This window comes from Spirillospora sp. NPDC000708, assembly GCF_040299565.1.
Classification (GTDB): domain Bacteria; phylum Actinomycetota; class Actinomycetes; order Streptosporangiales; family Streptosporangiaceae; genus Spirillospora.
In genome coordinates this window covers 118,367-133,515 of the sequence record NZ_JBEPCJ010000011.1, presented here as the reverse complement: position 1 = coordinate 133,515, position 15,149 = coordinate 118,367, and the positions used below count along the sequence as shown (strand labels likewise).

Here is a 15,149-nt window from a genome sequence, read left to right as displayed (position 1 = left end):
GGATCTTGCGGTAGCGGGCGAGGGTGTACGCGGAGAAGGCGTCGCCCGCCTCCACCGCCCGCTCCCAGTAGGGGATCCCCTCGTCGACGCGGCGGCCGAACACGAAGAAGTCGGTGTGCGCGCGGGCGGCCTTCGCGTCGCCCGCGAGGGCCGCGGCGACGAGGCCCTCGCCGCGCGCCTCGATGGTCCGGGTCTCGTCCTGATCCATGTCCAAGATCGTGTCATTGGTCCGGGGGTGCGGCGTCCCGTTCCGGAGAAGGCCGAGCGCGCCGGGCGGTCAGCTGAAGGCGCGGCGGTAGGAGTGGGGGCTGACGCCGGTCGTCTTCTTGAAGCGGTCGCGGAACGCGGTGGGCGAGCCGAACCCGACCTGCGCGGCGATGCGCTCGACCGGGTGGTCCGTGGTCTCCAGCAGGTGCTGCGCCCGGCGGACGCGGGCGCGGTGCAGCCACTGCAGCGGCGTCGTGCCGGTCTGCTCGCGGAACCGGCGGATCAGGGTGCGGGTGCTGGTCCCGGCGCGGGCGGCGATGTCGGCGAGCGACAGGTCGCGCGCCAGGTTGTCCTCGAGCCAGCCGAGCAGCGGTTCGAGGGCGGAGCCGCGCGGCGTGGGCAGGTGGTCGTGCACGATGAACTGCGCCTGCCCGCCCTCGCGTTCGAGGGGCATGACCGACAGGCGGGCCGCGTCGGCGGCGACCGCGGAGCCGTAGTCGCGGCGGATCAGGTGCAGGCACAGGTCCAGGCCGGCGGCGGCGCCGGCGGACGTGAGGATCCGCCCGTTGTCGACGTAGAGGACGTCCGGGTCGACGTCGATCTCCGGGTGGGCGGCGGCGAGCCGGTCCGCGGCGAGCCAGTGCGTGGTCGCGCGCAGCCCGTCGAGGAGCCCCGTGGCCGCGAGGGGGAACGTCCCCGAGCAGATGGACGCGATGCGCGTGCCGCCTTCCGCCGCCGCCCGGAGCGCGTCCCGCACGGCCGGGGACAGCGGGTCCAGCGGTGTCGCGGTGCCGGGGACGATGACGGTGTCCGCGCCCCGGAGCCCGTCCAGCCCCCAGGGCGCGCGGAGGGTGAAGGCGCCCGCGTCGATCTCCGGCCGCTCGGCGCACACCCGGATCTGGTAGCCGGGACGGCCGTCCGGGAGCCGGGTGCGGGTGAACACCTCGATCGGCGTGGCCAGGTCGAACGGGATCACCCGGTCCAGCGCGAGGACGGCGACGGTGTGCATGGCGCGAACTTACCTCCTCGCCGGATGGAATGACATGGCGGACGGCGTGCTGATTGCTTGTCGGCCCAGTTCACAGGCGTGATCTGAGCGTTGGCATTAATCCGTTGAAGGCTGGCACTAATGCCACTGGGGGACGAGGGCGGAGGGCCTCTAGCGTCGGCCGTGATCCCGGCACCCGCTTCCGAAGGAGCCTCTCTTGCATGCCCAGATCGTCCTGTTCGACGGCTTCGATCCGCTCGATGCCGTCGCCCCCTTCGAGGTGCTGCACGCCGGCGGCGCCGCGTCCGGGGCGGTGAGCGTGGAACTCGTCTCCGCCGAGGGGCCGCGCGACGTCGTCGGCGGCACCGGCGGGCTGGCGCTCCGCGCCACCGCCGCCCTCGACTCCGCACGCGCGGACGTCATCGTGGTCCCGGGGGCGTCCGGCCGCCTCGACGACCCCGGCGACACCCCCGACCGCGACGCCGGGGCGGGCGAACCGCACCCGGACGACACCGTCCCCGCCCGGCTGGGACGCACCCTCACCACCGAGCTGCCCGCCCTGCTCAAGACCGCGATGGACGACCCGGACGTGACGGTCGCGACCGTCTGCGGCGGGTCGCTCGTCCTCGCCATGGCCGGCCTGCTGGAGGGGCGCCACGCCGTCACCCACCACATGGGCATGGACATGCTCGGCGCCGTCGGCGCCCGCGCCGTGCGCGCCCGCGTCGTCGACGACGGGGACCTCGTCACCGCCGGGGGCGTCACCTCCGGCCTCGACCTCGGGCTCTACCTGCTGGAACGCGAGGTCGGCCCGCGGATCGCGCACGCCGTCGAGGACCTGTTCGCCTACGAGCGGCGCGGCACGGTCTGGCGCGCCGCCGGCCCCGTGCCCGCCGGGGAGCGCTGACCGTGGCGAAGTTCTTCCTGATCCTGCACGTCCTGGCCGCCGTGATCGCGATCGGGCCGGTCGCGGTCGCCGCGAGCATGTTCCCTCCGGCGCTGCGCCGCGCGCAGGCCGGTCCGGACGATTCCGCGGCCCTCGCGACCCTCCGGACGCTGAACCGCATCTGCCGCGTCTACGCGGTGGCCGGCCTCGCCGTCCCCGCCTTCGGCTTCACGACCGCGAGCGCGCTCGGCGTCCTCGGCGACGCCTGGCTGATCGTCTCGATCGTGCTGACCGCCGTCGCCGCCGCCGTCCTGGCCCTGCTGATCCTGCCCGCCCAGCACCGTGCCGTCGTCGCCGCGGGCACCCCCGGCTTCGGACTCCTCGTCCCGGCCCGCATCGCGATGCCGACCGGCGTGTTCAACGTGCTGTGGGCCGCGGTCACCATCGTGATGATCGTCCGCCCCGGTTCCACGACGGGCGCGTGACCGGCGCCCGTCCGTGACGCGTCTCACGGCCGCCGCCCGTGACACGGCCCCGGAGCCCGGTGTCTTGTGCACGACACATTGACTCCGGAGGGAGAATCCCATGGACCTCGCGCTGTGGATCGTCGCGGGCCTGCTGTGCGCCGTCATGCTGTTCGGCGGCGCGACGAAGGTGCTCGTGCCGAAGGAGACACTGGCCGCGGCCCCCGGCGGCGCCTGGACCGGCGACAGGAGCGCCGCCTTCGTCAAGACGCTCGGCGCCGTCGAGATCCTGGCGGCGATCGGCATCGTGGTGCCCGCCATCGTCGGCATCGCGCCCGTCATGGTGCCGGTGACCGCCGTCTGCTGGGTGCTGCTGATGGTCGGCGCGATGGTCACCCACCTTCGCCGCCACGAGCGCGTGGCCGTCCTGGCGAACGTGACCTACCTGGCCATGGGCGTCTTCGTCGCCTGCGGACGGTTCTGACCGGTGCGGCGGGCCTCAGCCGCCGAGGCGGTAGCGGCGGCGGGCGTTGGCGGCGAAGAGGGCACGGCGCTCGGGGCCGGTCAGGTTCGCGGTGATCTCCCGGTAGGCGGCGAGCAGGTCGGCGTAGGTGCCGCCGACGCCGTCCACCGGGAAGTTGCTGGCGAAGAAGCAGCGGTCGACGCCGAACAGGTCGAGGCAGCTCTCGACGTACGGGCGCAGGTCGCCGACCGCCGTGGTGCGGAGCGCCATGCCGAGACCGGAGATCTTGCAGTGGACGTTCGGGAGCGCCGCGAGCCGCGCCATCCCGGCGCGCCAGTCGGCGAAGGGCTCGTCCGGGTCGGGCCAGCCGGCGTGCTCGGCCACGACCGCGAGGTCCGGTGCGCCGGACAACAGCGGGACGTACGCGGCGGCCTCGGCGGGACGGATGATCTGGTCGAACACCAGGCCGCGGTCGGCGAGCAGGCGCAGCGCGCGGGCGGTCGCGGCCGCCGCCGGGTCCACGCCGCTCAGCATCCGGACGCCGCGGAACGCGGGGGAGGCGGCCTGGGCGTCGAGGTCCTCCTCGACGGTGTCCGGTGACCGGCGCGGGTCGAGGCCGCCGATGATCGCGGCGGGACGGGCCGGGTCGGCGCGGTGCAGGCCGTCGAGCCAGTTCGTCTCGGCGAGGTAGGCGCGCGGCGCGGACGTCGCGGAGACGTGCACGACCCCGGTGACGTCAACGCCCGCCTTCGCCGCGTCCGCGCGGTGGTCGTCCGGCAGGTAGTCGCCGTACACCTCCGGGAAGAACCGCTGAAGGCCCGGGTACCGGTCCTCGTGGGCGCTCAGGTCCCAGTAGTGCACGTGCGCGTCGACGAACTCCATCGTCCCCCCAAACATATGCTTGCTCGGCAATCGCCCACGCTACCGCCGAGCCCGGCCACCGGAATCCGGCGGCGGCCTCGGGGGCCGGAAAAAGATCCGGGCCGGGTGTCGATTCCGGCCGTTCCCGTTTGTCGTCTGTGCGAAGGCGTCGGCACGGGAGGGCGAATCGAGATGGCGGAACCGGATCCGCGCAGGTGGAAGGCACTGGCACTGCTCTGCGCGGCCAACTTCATGGTGATCCTCGACTCGCAGATCGTGCTGCTGGCCGTGCCGTCGATCCAGCGGGACCTCGGGCTCGCGGCGAGCGGCGCGCAGTGGGTGCTGAGCGCCTACCTGCTCGGGTTCGGCGGCCTGCTGCTGCTCGGCGGGCGCGCCGCCGACCTGGCCGGGCGCCGCCGGACGTTCCTCACCGGGACGGCGCTGTTCCTCGTCGCGTCGCTGGCGTGCGGGCTGGCCTGGACCGGCGGGGCGCTGATCGGCGCGCGGGTGCTCCAGGGGCTGTCGGCGGCGCTGATGGCGCCGAGCGCGCTGTCGATCGTCACCGCGACGTTCGGGGAGGGCCCCGAGCGGCACCGCGCGATCGCCGTGTGGGGCGGTGTCGGCGGGTTCGGCGGCACGGCGGCGCTGCTGGCCGGCGGCCCCCTGACGGACGTGCTCGGCTGGCGGGCGATCTTCTTCCTGAACGTGCCGGTCGCGGCGCTGCTGCTCGTCCTCGGGCCGCTGCTGCTGGCCGAGAGCCGGGGCGCGGCGCGCGCGTACGACCCGGCGGGCGCCGTGTCGGTGACGCTCGCGGTGACGGCGGCGGTGTTCGGCGTGGTCCGCGCGCCGGAGGAGGGCTGGACGGGCCCGTGGACGGCGGGCGCGTTCGCGGTCGCCGTCCTCGCGGGCGCGGCGTTCGTGCGGGCCGAGTCGCGGTCGGCGGCGCCGCTCGTGCCGCTGCGGACGTTCCGGTCGCGGACCCTGACCGGCGGGAACGCGGTGACGCTCGCGGCGGCCACGGCCGTGTTCGGGACGTCGTTCGCCGTGTCGCAGTACGCGCAGGGCGTGCTCGGGTACTCGCCGCTGGCGTTCGGGTTCGCGACGGCGGTGCTGCCGGTGGCGGCGGTCGCCGGGTCGTACGCGGCGCAGGCGGCGCTCGGACGGTGCGCGGTGCGTCCCGTCGCGGTGGCGGGGCTCGCCGTCATGGCGGCGGGCTGCCTGGCGCTCGGCCGGGTGTCCGCCGGCACGGGGTACGCGGCGGGGCTGCTGCCGGGCCTGGCGCTGCTCGGGTCCGGGCTCGGCGCGTGCGGGGTGGCCGGGGCGGTCGCCGCGCTCGCCGGGTCCGCCGCCGGGGACGCTGGCCTCGCATCCGGGATCAACACCGCGTCGTTCCAGCTCGGCGGCGCGTTCGGCGTCGCCGCCGCGTCCACCGCCGTCCAGACCTGGACGGACGGGACCGGCCCCGCCGCCCTCACCGCGGGGTTCCGCGGGGCGTTCGACGTGTCGGCCGGGATCGCCCTGGCCGGCGCCCTCGTCGCGGGCATGCTGCTCGCGAACCCGGCCCGGCGCACAGTTCCGGAGCCGGAACGAGTCAGAGTGAAGTAGAAGGAGGGACCATGCAGTACATGCTGTTGATCTGCGGTGTCGAGGGCGGGCCCGAGCCGTCGCCGGAGGAGCGCGCGGCGATGATCGCCGACACCGAGACGTGGGTCGCGGAGATGGACGGCCGGGGCGTGCGCAGGTTCGGCGACCGGCTGCGCCCGTCCGACACCGCGACGACCGTGCGGGTCCGCGGCGGCGAGACGCTGCTGTCGGACGGGCCGTTCGCCGAGACCAAGGAGCAGATCCTCGGCTTCGACCTCATCGACTGCGCCGACCTGGAGGAGGCGCTGGAGGTCGCGGCGGCGCATCCGGTGGCGCGCGGCGGCTCGATCGAGGTGAGGCCGCTGTGGCCGTGGCGGGAGGACTGACGGACGCCGAAGGGGCCGTCGCGGCGGCGTTCCGCGAGGAGTGGGGCCGCGTCGTCGCGACGCTCATCCGGATGACGGGCGACTGGGACCTCGCCGAGGAGTGCGCCCAGGAGGCGTTCGCGCGCGCTCTGGAGCGCTGGCCCGGCGACGGGGTGCCGCGCCGCCCCGGCGCCTGGCTGACCACGGCCGCCCGCAACCACGCCGTGAACCGGCTGCGGCGCGGCGCCGCCGAACGCGAGAAGCTGCGGGAGCTGAGCACCATGACCGGTCCGGACGAGCCGGCGGACACCGGCGGCGTGCCCGACGACCGGCTCCGGCTGATCTTCACGTGCTGCCATCCGGCGCTGCCGATGCAGGGCCGCGTCGCGCTGACGCTGCGCACCCTGCTCGGGCTGACGACGGCGGAGATCGCGCGGGCGTTCCTGGTCGCGGAGCCGGCGATGGCGCAGCGGCTCGTCCGCGCGAAGCGCAAGATCCGGGAGGCGGGCATCCCGTACCGGGTGCCGCCCGCGCACCTGCTGCCGGAGCGGACGGCGGCGGTGCTCGGCGTCGTGTACCTGCTGTTCAACGAGGGGTACGCGGCGACGGCGGGGGAGGACCCGGTCCGCGCGGACCTGTGCGCGGAGGCGGTCCGGCTGGCCCGCGTCCTGGCGGGCCTGATGCCGGACGAGCCGGAGGTGCACGGCCTGCTCGCCCTCCTGCTCCTCCAGGACTCGCGCCGCGCGGCCCGCCAGGACGCCGAGGGGAACCTGGTGCCGCTGGACGCGCAGGACCGTTCGCGCTGGGACGCCGCGCGGATCGCGGAGGGCGTCCGGCTGCTGGACGGGGCGCTGCGCCGCGGGGAGCCGGGCCCGTACCAGGTGCAGGCGGCGATCGCGGCGTGCCACGCGACGGCCGCGACGGCGGAGGAGACGGACTGGCCGCAGATCGCCGCGCTGTACGGGCGGCTGGAGGCGATGAGCGCGGGGCCGGTCGTCCGGCTGAACCGGGCCGTCGCGGTGGCGATGGCGGACGGTCCGGCGGCGGGGCTGGCGCTGGTCGAGACGGTCGAGGGGCTGGACGGCTACCACCTGCTCCCGGCGACGCGCGCGGACCTGCTGCGGCGGCTCGGCCGCGCCGGGGAGGCGGCGGCCGCGTACCGGGAGGCGCTGGCGCTGGCCCGTGCGGAGCCCGACCGCCGGTTCCTCGCGGCCCGCCTCGCGGAGGCCGAGCGGCACGCGGACTGACGATTGCGGTCATTCCACAACAGGCACGAAAGTTCCGGCCGATTCCACCTCTCCGGGCACCTTCCGTATCCCGGACGGCGCTGACCGGTTCTGATACTGATTGGTATTTATACCCCGTTTCATGCCTTCTGTGGCACATCAACACTTTCGTGTTGCAAGAGACAAACACCGGGTTATGGTGGCTTTCCTGCAACTCTCATTCGGTGGGGGAATGAGTGGCCGGTATCGACGACTGCCTGGCACGGATGATGACGATCCCCGGGGCGCAGCGGGTGACCCTGATCGACTGCGCGAGCGGCCTCGCCGTCGCGAGCGCCGGCCGCGAGGACCTCGTCGACCAGCACGAGGACGCCGCCGGCGCCACCGACGTCGTCCGCGCCGTGCTCGGCTCGCCCGCGCTCAGCGCCACCGCCGCCGGCGACGACGTCGAGGAGATCATCGTCTGCGGCAGCGGCGGATACCACCTGCTGGCCCTCACCGGAGCCGACCTCGACGGCCATCTGTTCGTCCATTTGCTCGTCGACCGCGACAAAGGCAACCTCGCCCTCGCGCGGCTGCGGCTGCAGGGCCTCGTCGACGAAATGACCGGACGCTGAAATGGCGCACGGCGACCCCGGAGGACCCGGAATCCCCGCGGAGCCCGGCGACCGCGTCGCCCGGACGCTCGGCATGCTGGAACGCGAACGCGCCACCGGCCTGCTCCGCGTCGGCGACGACGGCGCCCTCCACCTCGACGGCGGAGCCGTCACCCGCGCCGAGAGCCGGCACGCCCCCGGCCCGCGCGACCTGACCGGGGCCCTCGGCGGCCCCGACCCCGAACTGCCGGCGCTGCTCGCGCTGTTCGACGCCGCCTACTTCCTGCTCGGCTCAGGGGCCGAGCCGGTGTTCACCGACGGGCCGCCCCCGGCGCAGGGGCCCGCGCGGCGGATCACCGCGGCGACGCTCGTCCACGAGCGGCGCCGGCGCCGCACCCTCCTGCACTCCGCCTGGCCCTACGACGACGTCGACGCGGCGCCCGTCGAGCCCGTGCGGCGCGTCCGGCGCCAGCGCGTCATCCTCACCGGGCTCCAGGCGGAGATCCTGCTCAACGCCGACGGGCGGCGCACCCCCGGCGAACTGGCCCGCGACCTCGGGCGGACGGCCTTCGCCTGCCTGCTCGCGGTGCGCGGCCTCGCCGCGGCGGCGCTGCTGCGCACCCGCCCGCACGGCCCGGCGCACGGCCCGGCGCACGGCCCGGCGCACGGCCCGGCGCACGGCCCGGCGGCCGGCGCGCCCGCACCGCCGGGCCCGCCGGGTCCGCCGTTGCCGGCCGAGCCGCCCGCCGGGTGGGCGCCGGCCGACCACGACCTGCTCGCACGGCTCCGGGCCGCCCTGGTGGAGCTCGGGTGACGTGCGCGACCGCTTCGGGAAACTGATCGAAAGGCTGACGAAGGTGGCCGTACCAGCCGGGACCGTGACCGCGCCGACGACCGAACCGGACGTGCTGGCGGAACTCCGCACGCTGCGGGCCCGCGTCCCGCGGCTCACCGGGAGCCTCGTCGCGTCCGCCGACGGGCTGCTCGTCGCCGCGGACCTCCCGCCGTCCGTCGAGCCGTCCGGCATGGCGGCGGTGACCGCGTCCGGGCTGTCCCTCGCGCACCGCATCGCCCAGACCGCGCACGGCGGCGCCTTCCACGAGGTCGTCATCCGCGGCGTCGACGGCTACGTCGTCACCTACGCCGCCGGGCCCACCGCGTCCCTCACCGTCCTCGCCGAGGCGGGCGTCAACGTCGGCCGCCTCCACCTGGAGGCCCGGCCCGCCGCCCGCGCCATCGCCGCGCACCTCGGCCGCACCTGACCCCGCACGAGGAACCGAAAGGGCACGACGAACCGAAAAGGAGAGACCCATGTCCAACCTGGACCTGTCGCTCAAGGAAATGATGACGATCGACGGCGCCATCGGCGCGGCCGTCGTCGACTTCAACAGCGGGATGGCCCTCGGCCACCTCGGCAGCTCCAAGGCCCTCGACCTCAACGTCGCCGCGGCCGGGAACACCGAGGTCGTGCGGGCCAAGCTCCGCACCATCGAGCAGCTCGGCATCAAGGAGGAGATCGAGGACATCCTCATCAGCCTCTCCGCCCAGTACCACCTGATCCGGCCCGTGACCGGCCGCAAGGGCAAGGGCCTGTTCCTCTACATGGCCCTCGACCGGGGCCGCGCCAACCTCGCCCTCGCCCGCCACCGCCTCCGCGACATCGAGGAGAACCTCGAGATCTGAGCGGCGCACGGACGGCCCGGGGGCGGACCCCCGGGCCGTCCGCCGGTTCAGGGGGCGCCGGTGGCGCGGGCGGCGCCCTCGGCGAGCAGCCGGGTCGGCGCCGGGGCGTCGTGGCCGATCAGCCGCAGCAGCACGTCCCGTGCCGCCGGCCGCTCCCCCGGCGCGGTCCGCAGCCCCTCGCCGACCAGCGCGCGCAGGGTCCCGGACGCCCGCGCCGGGAAGTCGCCGAGATCGGCCTCCCCGCGCAGCTTGCGGTACATGATCTGCGGGATCGAGTCCGCCCCGTGCGGCGGCCGCCCCGTCGCCGCCTGCACCATCGTGCAGGCCCACGCGTACACGTCGGCGGCCGGTCCGACGCGTCCGCCCTCGATCTGCTCGGGCGCCATGTAGGCGGGCGTGCCGATCGCCTGCCCGGTGACGGACGAGCCGGCGTCGGTGATCCGGGCGATGCCGAAGTCGATGACGCGGGGACCGTCCGGGCCGAGCAGCACGTTGTCCGGCTTGAAGTCGCGGTGCACGATGCCCGCCTCCGCTATCGCCGCGAGCGCCGTGATCGTGCCGATCGCCAGCCGGTCCAGGGCGCCGCCCGAGCGCGTGCCCTCCTCGGCGACGGCCCGCCGCAGCGACGGGCCGGTCACGTACTCGCTCACCACGTACGGCAGCTCGCCCGCGAAGTCGGCGTCCAGGACCTGCGCCGTGCAGAACGACGCGACCCGCCGGGCGGCCTCGATCTCCCGGAAGAACCGCTCCCGCGCGCGGGGATGGTCCAGCGCGGCGGCGTGCAGCACCTTGACCGCGACGCGCCGCCCGTCCGCGTCCTCGGCGAGGTAGACCACGCCCTGCCCGCCCTGCCCGAGCCGCCGCAGCAGCCGGTAACGGCCGAGGGCCCGGGGGTCGGCGAGGCCGAGGGGCGACCCCGCCGTCTCCGCGTCCGGCTCGGACGGCTCGGACGGCTCGGACGGTCCGGACGGTTCGGTCCGGGACGGGGAAGCGGGCCGAGGACGCGGCGCCCACGCCGCGTCGGTGCCCTTCCCGGCGGGCACGTCCGGCTCGCCGGCCGCCTCCTGGAAGGCCGACTCGTCCACCGCCTGCTGGACGAGGTCGCCGGGCTCGTCGGTGGCGTCTAGGTCGACGAGGCCGATCGGGTCGGCCGGAGCGGCCGGAACATCGGCGACCACCCGCGCGACGTCGTCCTCGCGCAGCTCGGCACGGTCCGGTGTCCCGGCCGCCGCGTCCCGCTCGGCGTCCTCGGCGAGCCGCCGCTCCAGCTCGGGCAGCTCCCCGTACAGCAGCCGCGCCGCCGTCTCCAGATCGCCGTCGCGCTGCGCCCGCTCCGCCTCGGCGCGGACGTCCTCGACCTGGCGCCGCAGGTCCGCGGTCCGGTCGCGGTCGTCCCGCGCCCGGTACCACCGGTCCCGCAGCACGCGCTCCTCGATCCGCACGTCCGACAGCCTCCGGTCCAGCTCCGCGAGCCGCTCCCGGGACGCGGCGTCGTCCTCCTTGAGCAGCGCGAACCGCTCGATCTCCAGCCGGGCGACCCTGCGCTCCAGCTCCCGCAGCTCCTCCGGCGCGTCGTCCGCGTCGACCTGGAGCCGCGTCGCCGCCTCGTCCAGCAGCTCGACGGCGGCGCCCGGCCGCACGCGCCCGCCGAACCGATCCGCCAGCCGCGCCGCCGCGACCAGCGCCGCGTCCCGGATCGTGATCCCATGGTGCTCCTCGAACCGCGCGCGCAGCACGCGCAGGACCATCGCGGTGTCCTCGACGGACGCCTCCGCCACCGGCAGCCGCTGGAAATGCCGGCGCAGCACCGGCAGGTCCGCGAGGCGCTCCCGCTCCCCGGCGGGCGTCGCCGTCGCGATCACCCGCGGCGCGTCCGGGTCCGTGAGGCGGCCGAGCGCCGCGAGCACCGGGGAGCCGGGACGGGCCGCCGCGTGCAGATCGTCCAGCACGAGCACGACGCCGCCGCGCCGGGCCGCCGCCGTGATCCGGTCGAGTTCGTCGTCCGGCATCGCCGCGAGGTCGAGCGCGACCACGCGGACGCCGCGCAGCGCGGCCGGGACATCGCCCGCCTCGACGCGGTGCGCGAAGCCCGCGACCAGGGCGCTCTTGCCCGCGCCGCGCTCGCCGACCAGCAGCGCGTTCCCGCCGTCCCGCCGGGAGAGGATCTCGACCAGCCGCCGCGACTCCGCCGCGCGGCCGACGACCGGTTCGAGCGTCCCCTCCCGGGCCCGCAGCGTCAGGTCCCGCGCGTACGGCGACCGGACGACCTCCCGACCCGCCTGCTCGCTGCGCAGCCGCTGCCGGGTCACGTACTTCGCGCGCAGCAGCCGCCCCGCCGGATCGTCCCCGGCGGCGAGCCCGGCGAGCAGATCGACGGCCGACACCTCCGCGCCCCCGGCCTCCTCGGACGCCGCCGAGACCGCCCTGACCAGCGCGCTCGACATCCGCGGCGCGATGCCGGGTTCCCCGGAACCCGCCGGGAGCCGCGCGAGCAGCCCCTCCGTCTCCTCCCGCAACGCCACCGCGCCGAAGCCGGTGAACGCGAGCAGCGCGCCGACCTCGGCGTCGTCCAGCAGCGCCGCCAGCAGGTGCGGCGGCCCCACCTCGGCGTGGCCCGCACCGGTCGCCCGGTGCACCGCCGCTCTCAACGCCTCCTGGCCCTGCTCCGAAATCCTGTATTCCACGCGCGACGGCTCCGCTCGGGGGACGGCGACTTCCGCCGCCATTGTGCCCCCGAGCGGAGCCGTCGCAAGATCCCTACTTGGTGAGGGTCAGCCCCCGGGAAGGCTGGACCGTGAGCCGGTCGGCGGCCTCGTCGAGGTCGACGACCACCTCGTCGCCGTCGCGGACCTCCCCGGCGAGCAGCTCGCGGGCGAGCTGGTCGCCGATCGCGGTCTGCACCAGGCGGCGCAGCGGCCGCGCCCCGTACAGCGGGTCGTAGCCGGTCAGCGCCAGCCACTCGCGCGCCGCCTCCGTCACCTTCAGCGTGAGCTGCCGGTCCGCGAGGCGGTCGGCGAGCCGGTCGACCTGCAGGTCCACGATCCGGGTCAGCTCCTCCGTGGACAGCGCGTCGAACAGGATCACGTCGTCCAGCCGGTTCAGGAACTCCGGCTTGAAGGAGTCGCGGACCGCGGCCCACACCGCCTCCCGCTTCACCCCGTTCTCCATCGCCGGGTCCACCAGGAACTGCGACCCGATGTTGGAGGTCAGGATCAGGATGGTGTTGCGGAAGTCGACCGTGCGGCCCTGCCCGTCGGTGAGGCGCCCGTCGTCCAGCACCTGGAGCAGGATGTCGAACACCTCCGGGTGCGCCTTCTCCACCTCGTCCAGCAGGACGACGGAGTACGGGCGGCGCCGGACGGCCTCGGTGAGCTGGCCGCCCTCCTCGTAGCCGACGTACCCGGGAGGCGCGCCGACGAGCCGCGCGACGGAGTGCTTCTCGGAGTACTCGCTCATGTCGATGCGGGTCATCGCCCGCTCGTCGTCGAACAGGAACTCCGCGAGCGCCTTCGCCAGCTCCGTCTTGCCGACGCCGGTCGGGCCGAGGAACAGGAACGAGCCCGTCGGACGGTCCGGGTCGGAGATCCCCGCGCGCGCACGGCGCACCGCGTCCGACACCGTCTTCACCGCGGCGGACTGGCCGATGAGCCGGTGCCCCAGCTCCTCCTCCATCCGCAGCAGCTTGCCCGTCTCGCCCTCCAGCAGCCGGCCCGCCGGGATGCCCGTCCAGGACGCGACCACGTCCGCGACGTCGTCCGGGCCGACCTCCTCCTTGACCATCGTGTCGCGGCTGTCCGCCGCCTCCGACGCCGCCTCCAGCTGCTTCTCCAGCTCCGGGATCTCCCCGTACACCAGCCGCGAGGACGTCTCCAGGTCGCCGTCGCGCTCGGCCCGCTCCGCCTCGCCGCGCAGCTGGTCGATCCGCTCCTTGATCTCGCCGACCCGGTTCAGCTCGCCCTTCTCCCGCTCCCAGCGGGCGTTCAGGCCGCTCAGATGCTCCTGCTTGTCCGCCAGGTCGGCGCGGAGCCGCTCCAGGCGCTGCCGGGACGCCTCGTCGGTCTCCTTCTCCAGGTTCATCTGCTCCATCTTCAGCCGGTCCACGGCGCGCTGCAGCTCGTCGATCTCGACGGGCCGGGAGTCGATCTCCATGCGCAGCCGCGACGCGGCCTCGTCCACCAGGTCGATGGCCTTGTCCGGCAGGAACCGGGACGTGATGTAGCGGTCCGACAGCGTCGCCGCCGCGACCAGCGCCGAGTCGTTGATCTGCACCTTGTGGTGCGCCTCGTAGCGGCCCTTCAGCCCGCGCAGGATCGCGATCGAGTCCGCCACGGACGGCTCGCCCACGAACACCTGCTGGAACCGGCGCTCCAGCGCCGGGTCCTTCTCGATCCGCTCCCGGTACTCGTCCAGCGTCGTCGCGCCGATCATCCGCAGCTCGCCGCGCGCCAGCATCGGCTTCAGCATGTTGCCGGCGTCCATCGCGCCCTCGGCGGCGCCCGCCCCGACCACGGTGTGCAGCTCGTCGATGAACGTGACGACCTGCCCCTCCGACTCCTTGATCTCGTTCAGGACGGCCTTCAGCCGCTCCTCGAACTCGCCGCGGAACTTCGCGCCCGCGACCATCGCGCCGAGGTCCAGCGACACCAGCCGCTTGCCGCGCAGCGACTCCGGCACGTCGCCCGCCACGATCCGCTGCGCGAGGCCCTCGACGACGGCGGTCTTGCCGACGCCCGGCTCGCCGATCAGCACCGGGTTGTTCTTCGTCCGCCGCGACAGCACCTGCACGACCCGGCGGATCTCCGAGTCCCGCCCGATCACCGGGTCCAGCCGGCCGTCGCGCGCCGCCGCCGTCAGGTCGACGCCGTACTTCTCCAGCGACTGGTAGGTGCCCTCCGGGTTCTCGCTGGTCACGCGGGCGTGCCCGCGCACCTTCTCGAACGCGTCCAGCAGCGCCTGCGGCGTCGCCCCGAACTCCTTCAGCAGCCCCGCCGCCGGGCCGCCGTCCGCCGCGAGCCCGACCAGCAGGTGCTCGGTCGAGACGTACTCGTCCTCCAGCTGCTGCGCCCGCGCGCCCGCCGTGTTGATCGCCCGGCTCAGCTGCCCCGACAGCCGCGGCGTCGCGACCGTCGAGCCCTGCGCCTTCGGCATCGCCGCCAGCTGCTCCTCGGCCCGCCGCCGGACCGCCTGCCAGTCCGCGCCGACCGCCTCCAGCAGCGGCACCGCGGTGCCCTCCGGCAGCCCGATCAGCGCCACCAGCAGGTGCTGCGGCTCCACCTCGGGGTGCCCCTCGGCCGCCGCCCTGCGGGCCGCGACCGACACCGCCTCCTGGCTCTTCTGCGTCAGCTTGACGTCCATGTCCCCGTACTCCTGAGAGAGTTACTCCCGGTTGCGCTCGTGCCACACCACGACACTGGTCTGCCTGATCGGCACCAGGTCGGAGCCGGGAGTGCCACCCGGGTCCCCGCGCCGCCGCTGCTGCGCCAGGCGCGCCGCGACCGACCGGGTCGATTCGAGTTCGTTGGCGAGCTCCTCCAGGGCGGCGTGCGCCTTGGCGAGCTCCTCGCGGAGCCGCACGTTGTCGCGCTGCAGCTCCAGGATGTGCTTGATGCCGGAGAGGTTGACGCCCTCCTCCTGGGAGAGCCGCTGGATCTCGCGCAGCATCACGATGTCGCGCATCGAGTACCGGCGGCCCCGGCCGGCCGTGCGGCCCGGGCACACCAGCCCCATCCGGTCGTAGGTGCGGAGCGTCTGCGGGTGGAGCCCGGACAGCTGCGCCGCCACCGAGATCACATAGACCGGGGTGTCGTCGCCGAACGGATCCATGAC

The 15,149-nt window shown here is 75.0% G+C and carries 15 protein-coding genes; 10 read left to right on the top strand and 5 right to left on the bottom strand.

Annotated features, from left to right (window positions below):
* Positions 1-277 precede the first annotated feature (277 nt).
* Positions 278-1,216 carry a GlxA family transcriptional regulator gene (locus ABT299_RS11195; protein ID WP_190850758.1) on the bottom strand — a complete coding sequence of 313 codons (939 nt, stop codon included), beginning with the start codon at positions 1,214-1,216 and terminating at the stop codon, positions 278-280.
* 196 nt (positions 1,217-1,412) lie between these two features.
* Between ABT299_RS11195 and ABT299_RS11190 the strand changes: the two genes are divergently transcribed.
* The 3 genes from ABT299_RS11190 to ABT299_RS11180 all read left to right on the top strand — a co-directional run bounded on the left by ABT299_RS11190 (position 1,413) and on the right by ABT299_RS11180 (position 3,029).
* Complete coding sequence (locus ABT299_RS11190; protein WP_500250565.1) at positions 1,413-2,102, top strand: DJ-1/PfpI family protein; 690 nt, start codon at positions 1,413-1,415, stop codon at positions 2,100-2,102.
* Positions 2,103-2,104: 2 nt separating this feature from the next.
* On the top strand, positions 2,105-2,566 hold the full coding sequence (locus tag ABT299_RS11185) for a hypothetical protein (RefSeq protein WP_500250564.1): 462 nt from the start codon (positions 2,105-2,107) through the stop codon (positions 2,564-2,566).
* 100 nt (positions 2,567-2,666) lie between these two features.
* Positions 2,667-3,029, top strand: coding sequence for a DoxX family protein (locus tag ABT299_RS11180; RefSeq protein WP_500250563.1), 363 nt, complete (start codon positions 2,667-2,669; stop codon positions 3,027-3,029).
* A 15-nt stretch (positions 3,030-3,044) separates the two neighbouring features.
* On the opposite strand, the gene ABT299_RS11175 is transcribed toward ABT299_RS11180, so the two are convergent.
* The gene (locus ABT299_RS11175; protein WP_500250562.1) at positions 3,045-3,890 is read right to left on the bottom strand and encodes an amidohydrolase family protein; all 846 of its coding nucleotides are present in this window, start codon (positions 3,888-3,890) and stop codon (positions 3,045-3,047) included.
* 171 nt (positions 3,891-4,061) lie between these two features.
* Here ABT299_RS11175 and ABT299_RS11170 point away from each other — a divergent pair, with 171 nt between their 5' ends.
* The 7 genes from ABT299_RS11170 (at position 4,062) to ABT299_RS11140 (ending at position 9,323) form a co-directional block, all read left to right on the top strand.
* Entirely contained in the window at positions 4,062-5,474 is a 1,413-nt protein-coding gene (locus ABT299_RS11170) for an MFS transporter (RefSeq protein WP_500250561.1), read from the top strand.
* A gap of 11 nt (positions 5,475-5,485) precedes the next feature.
* Positions 5,486-5,839 (top strand): YciI family protein, encoded by a 354-nt coding sequence (locus ABT299_RS11165; RefSeq protein WP_190850746.1) that lies wholly within the window; start codon positions 5,486-5,488, stop codon positions 5,837-5,839.
* A complete protein-coding gene (locus ABT299_RS11160; protein ID WP_500250560.1) occupies positions 5,818-7,065 on the top strand; it encodes an RNA polymerase sigma factor in 1,248 nt (415 codons plus the stop codon). Before ABT299_RS11165 ends, ABT299_RS11160 begins: the two co-directional genes overlap by 22 nt.
* 215 nt (positions 7,066-7,280) lie before the next feature.
* The gene (locus ABT299_RS11155; protein ID WP_190850743.1) at positions 7,281-7,661 is read left to right on the top strand and encodes a hypothetical protein; all 381 of its coding nucleotides are present in this window, start codon (positions 7,281-7,283) and stop codon (positions 7,659-7,661) included.
* Between the two features lies 1 nt (position 7,662).
* The gene (locus ABT299_RS11150) at positions 7,663-8,454 is read left to right on the top strand and encodes a hypothetical protein (RefSeq protein ID WP_500250559.1); all 792 of its coding nucleotides are present in this window, start codon (positions 7,663-7,665) and stop codon (positions 8,452-8,454) included.
* A gap of 64 nt (positions 8,455-8,518) precedes the next feature.
* Positions 8,519-8,902: a roadblock/LC7 domain-containing protein gene (locus tag ABT299_RS11145; protein WP_387024521.1), complete on the top strand. Its 384-nt coding sequence runs from the start codon at positions 8,519-8,521 to the stop codon at positions 8,900-8,902.
* Positions 8,903-8,951: 49 nt separating this feature from the next.
* Entirely contained in the window at positions 8,952-9,323 is a 372-nt protein-coding gene (locus tag ABT299_RS11140) for a hypothetical protein (protein WP_387024519.1), read from the top strand.
* Positions 9,324-9,370: 47 nt separating this feature from the next.
* On the opposite strand, the gene ABT299_RS11135 is transcribed toward ABT299_RS11140, so the two are convergent.
* The 3 genes from ABT299_RS11135 to ABT299_RS11125 all read right to left on the bottom strand — a co-directional run bounded on the left by ABT299_RS11135 (position 9,371) and on the right by ABT299_RS11125 (position 15,146).
* Entirely contained in the window at positions 9,371-12,007 is a 2,637-nt protein-coding gene (locus ABT299_RS11135; protein WP_500250558.1) for a protein kinase domain-containing protein, read from the bottom strand.
* A 73-nt stretch (positions 12,008-12,080) separates the two neighbouring features.
* Entirely contained in the window at positions 12,081-14,678 is a 2,598-nt protein-coding gene (gene clpB, locus ABT299_RS11130; protein ID WP_190850733.1) for an ATP-dependent chaperone ClpB, read from the bottom strand.
* A 21-nt stretch (positions 14,679-14,699) separates the two neighbouring features.
* Positions 14,700-15,146: a heat shock protein transcriptional repressor HspR gene (locus ABT299_RS11125; protein WP_151546116.1), complete on the bottom strand. Its 447-nt coding sequence runs from the start codon at positions 15,144-15,146 to the stop codon at positions 14,700-14,702.
* Between the last annotated feature and the right edge of the window lie 3 nt (positions 15,147-15,149).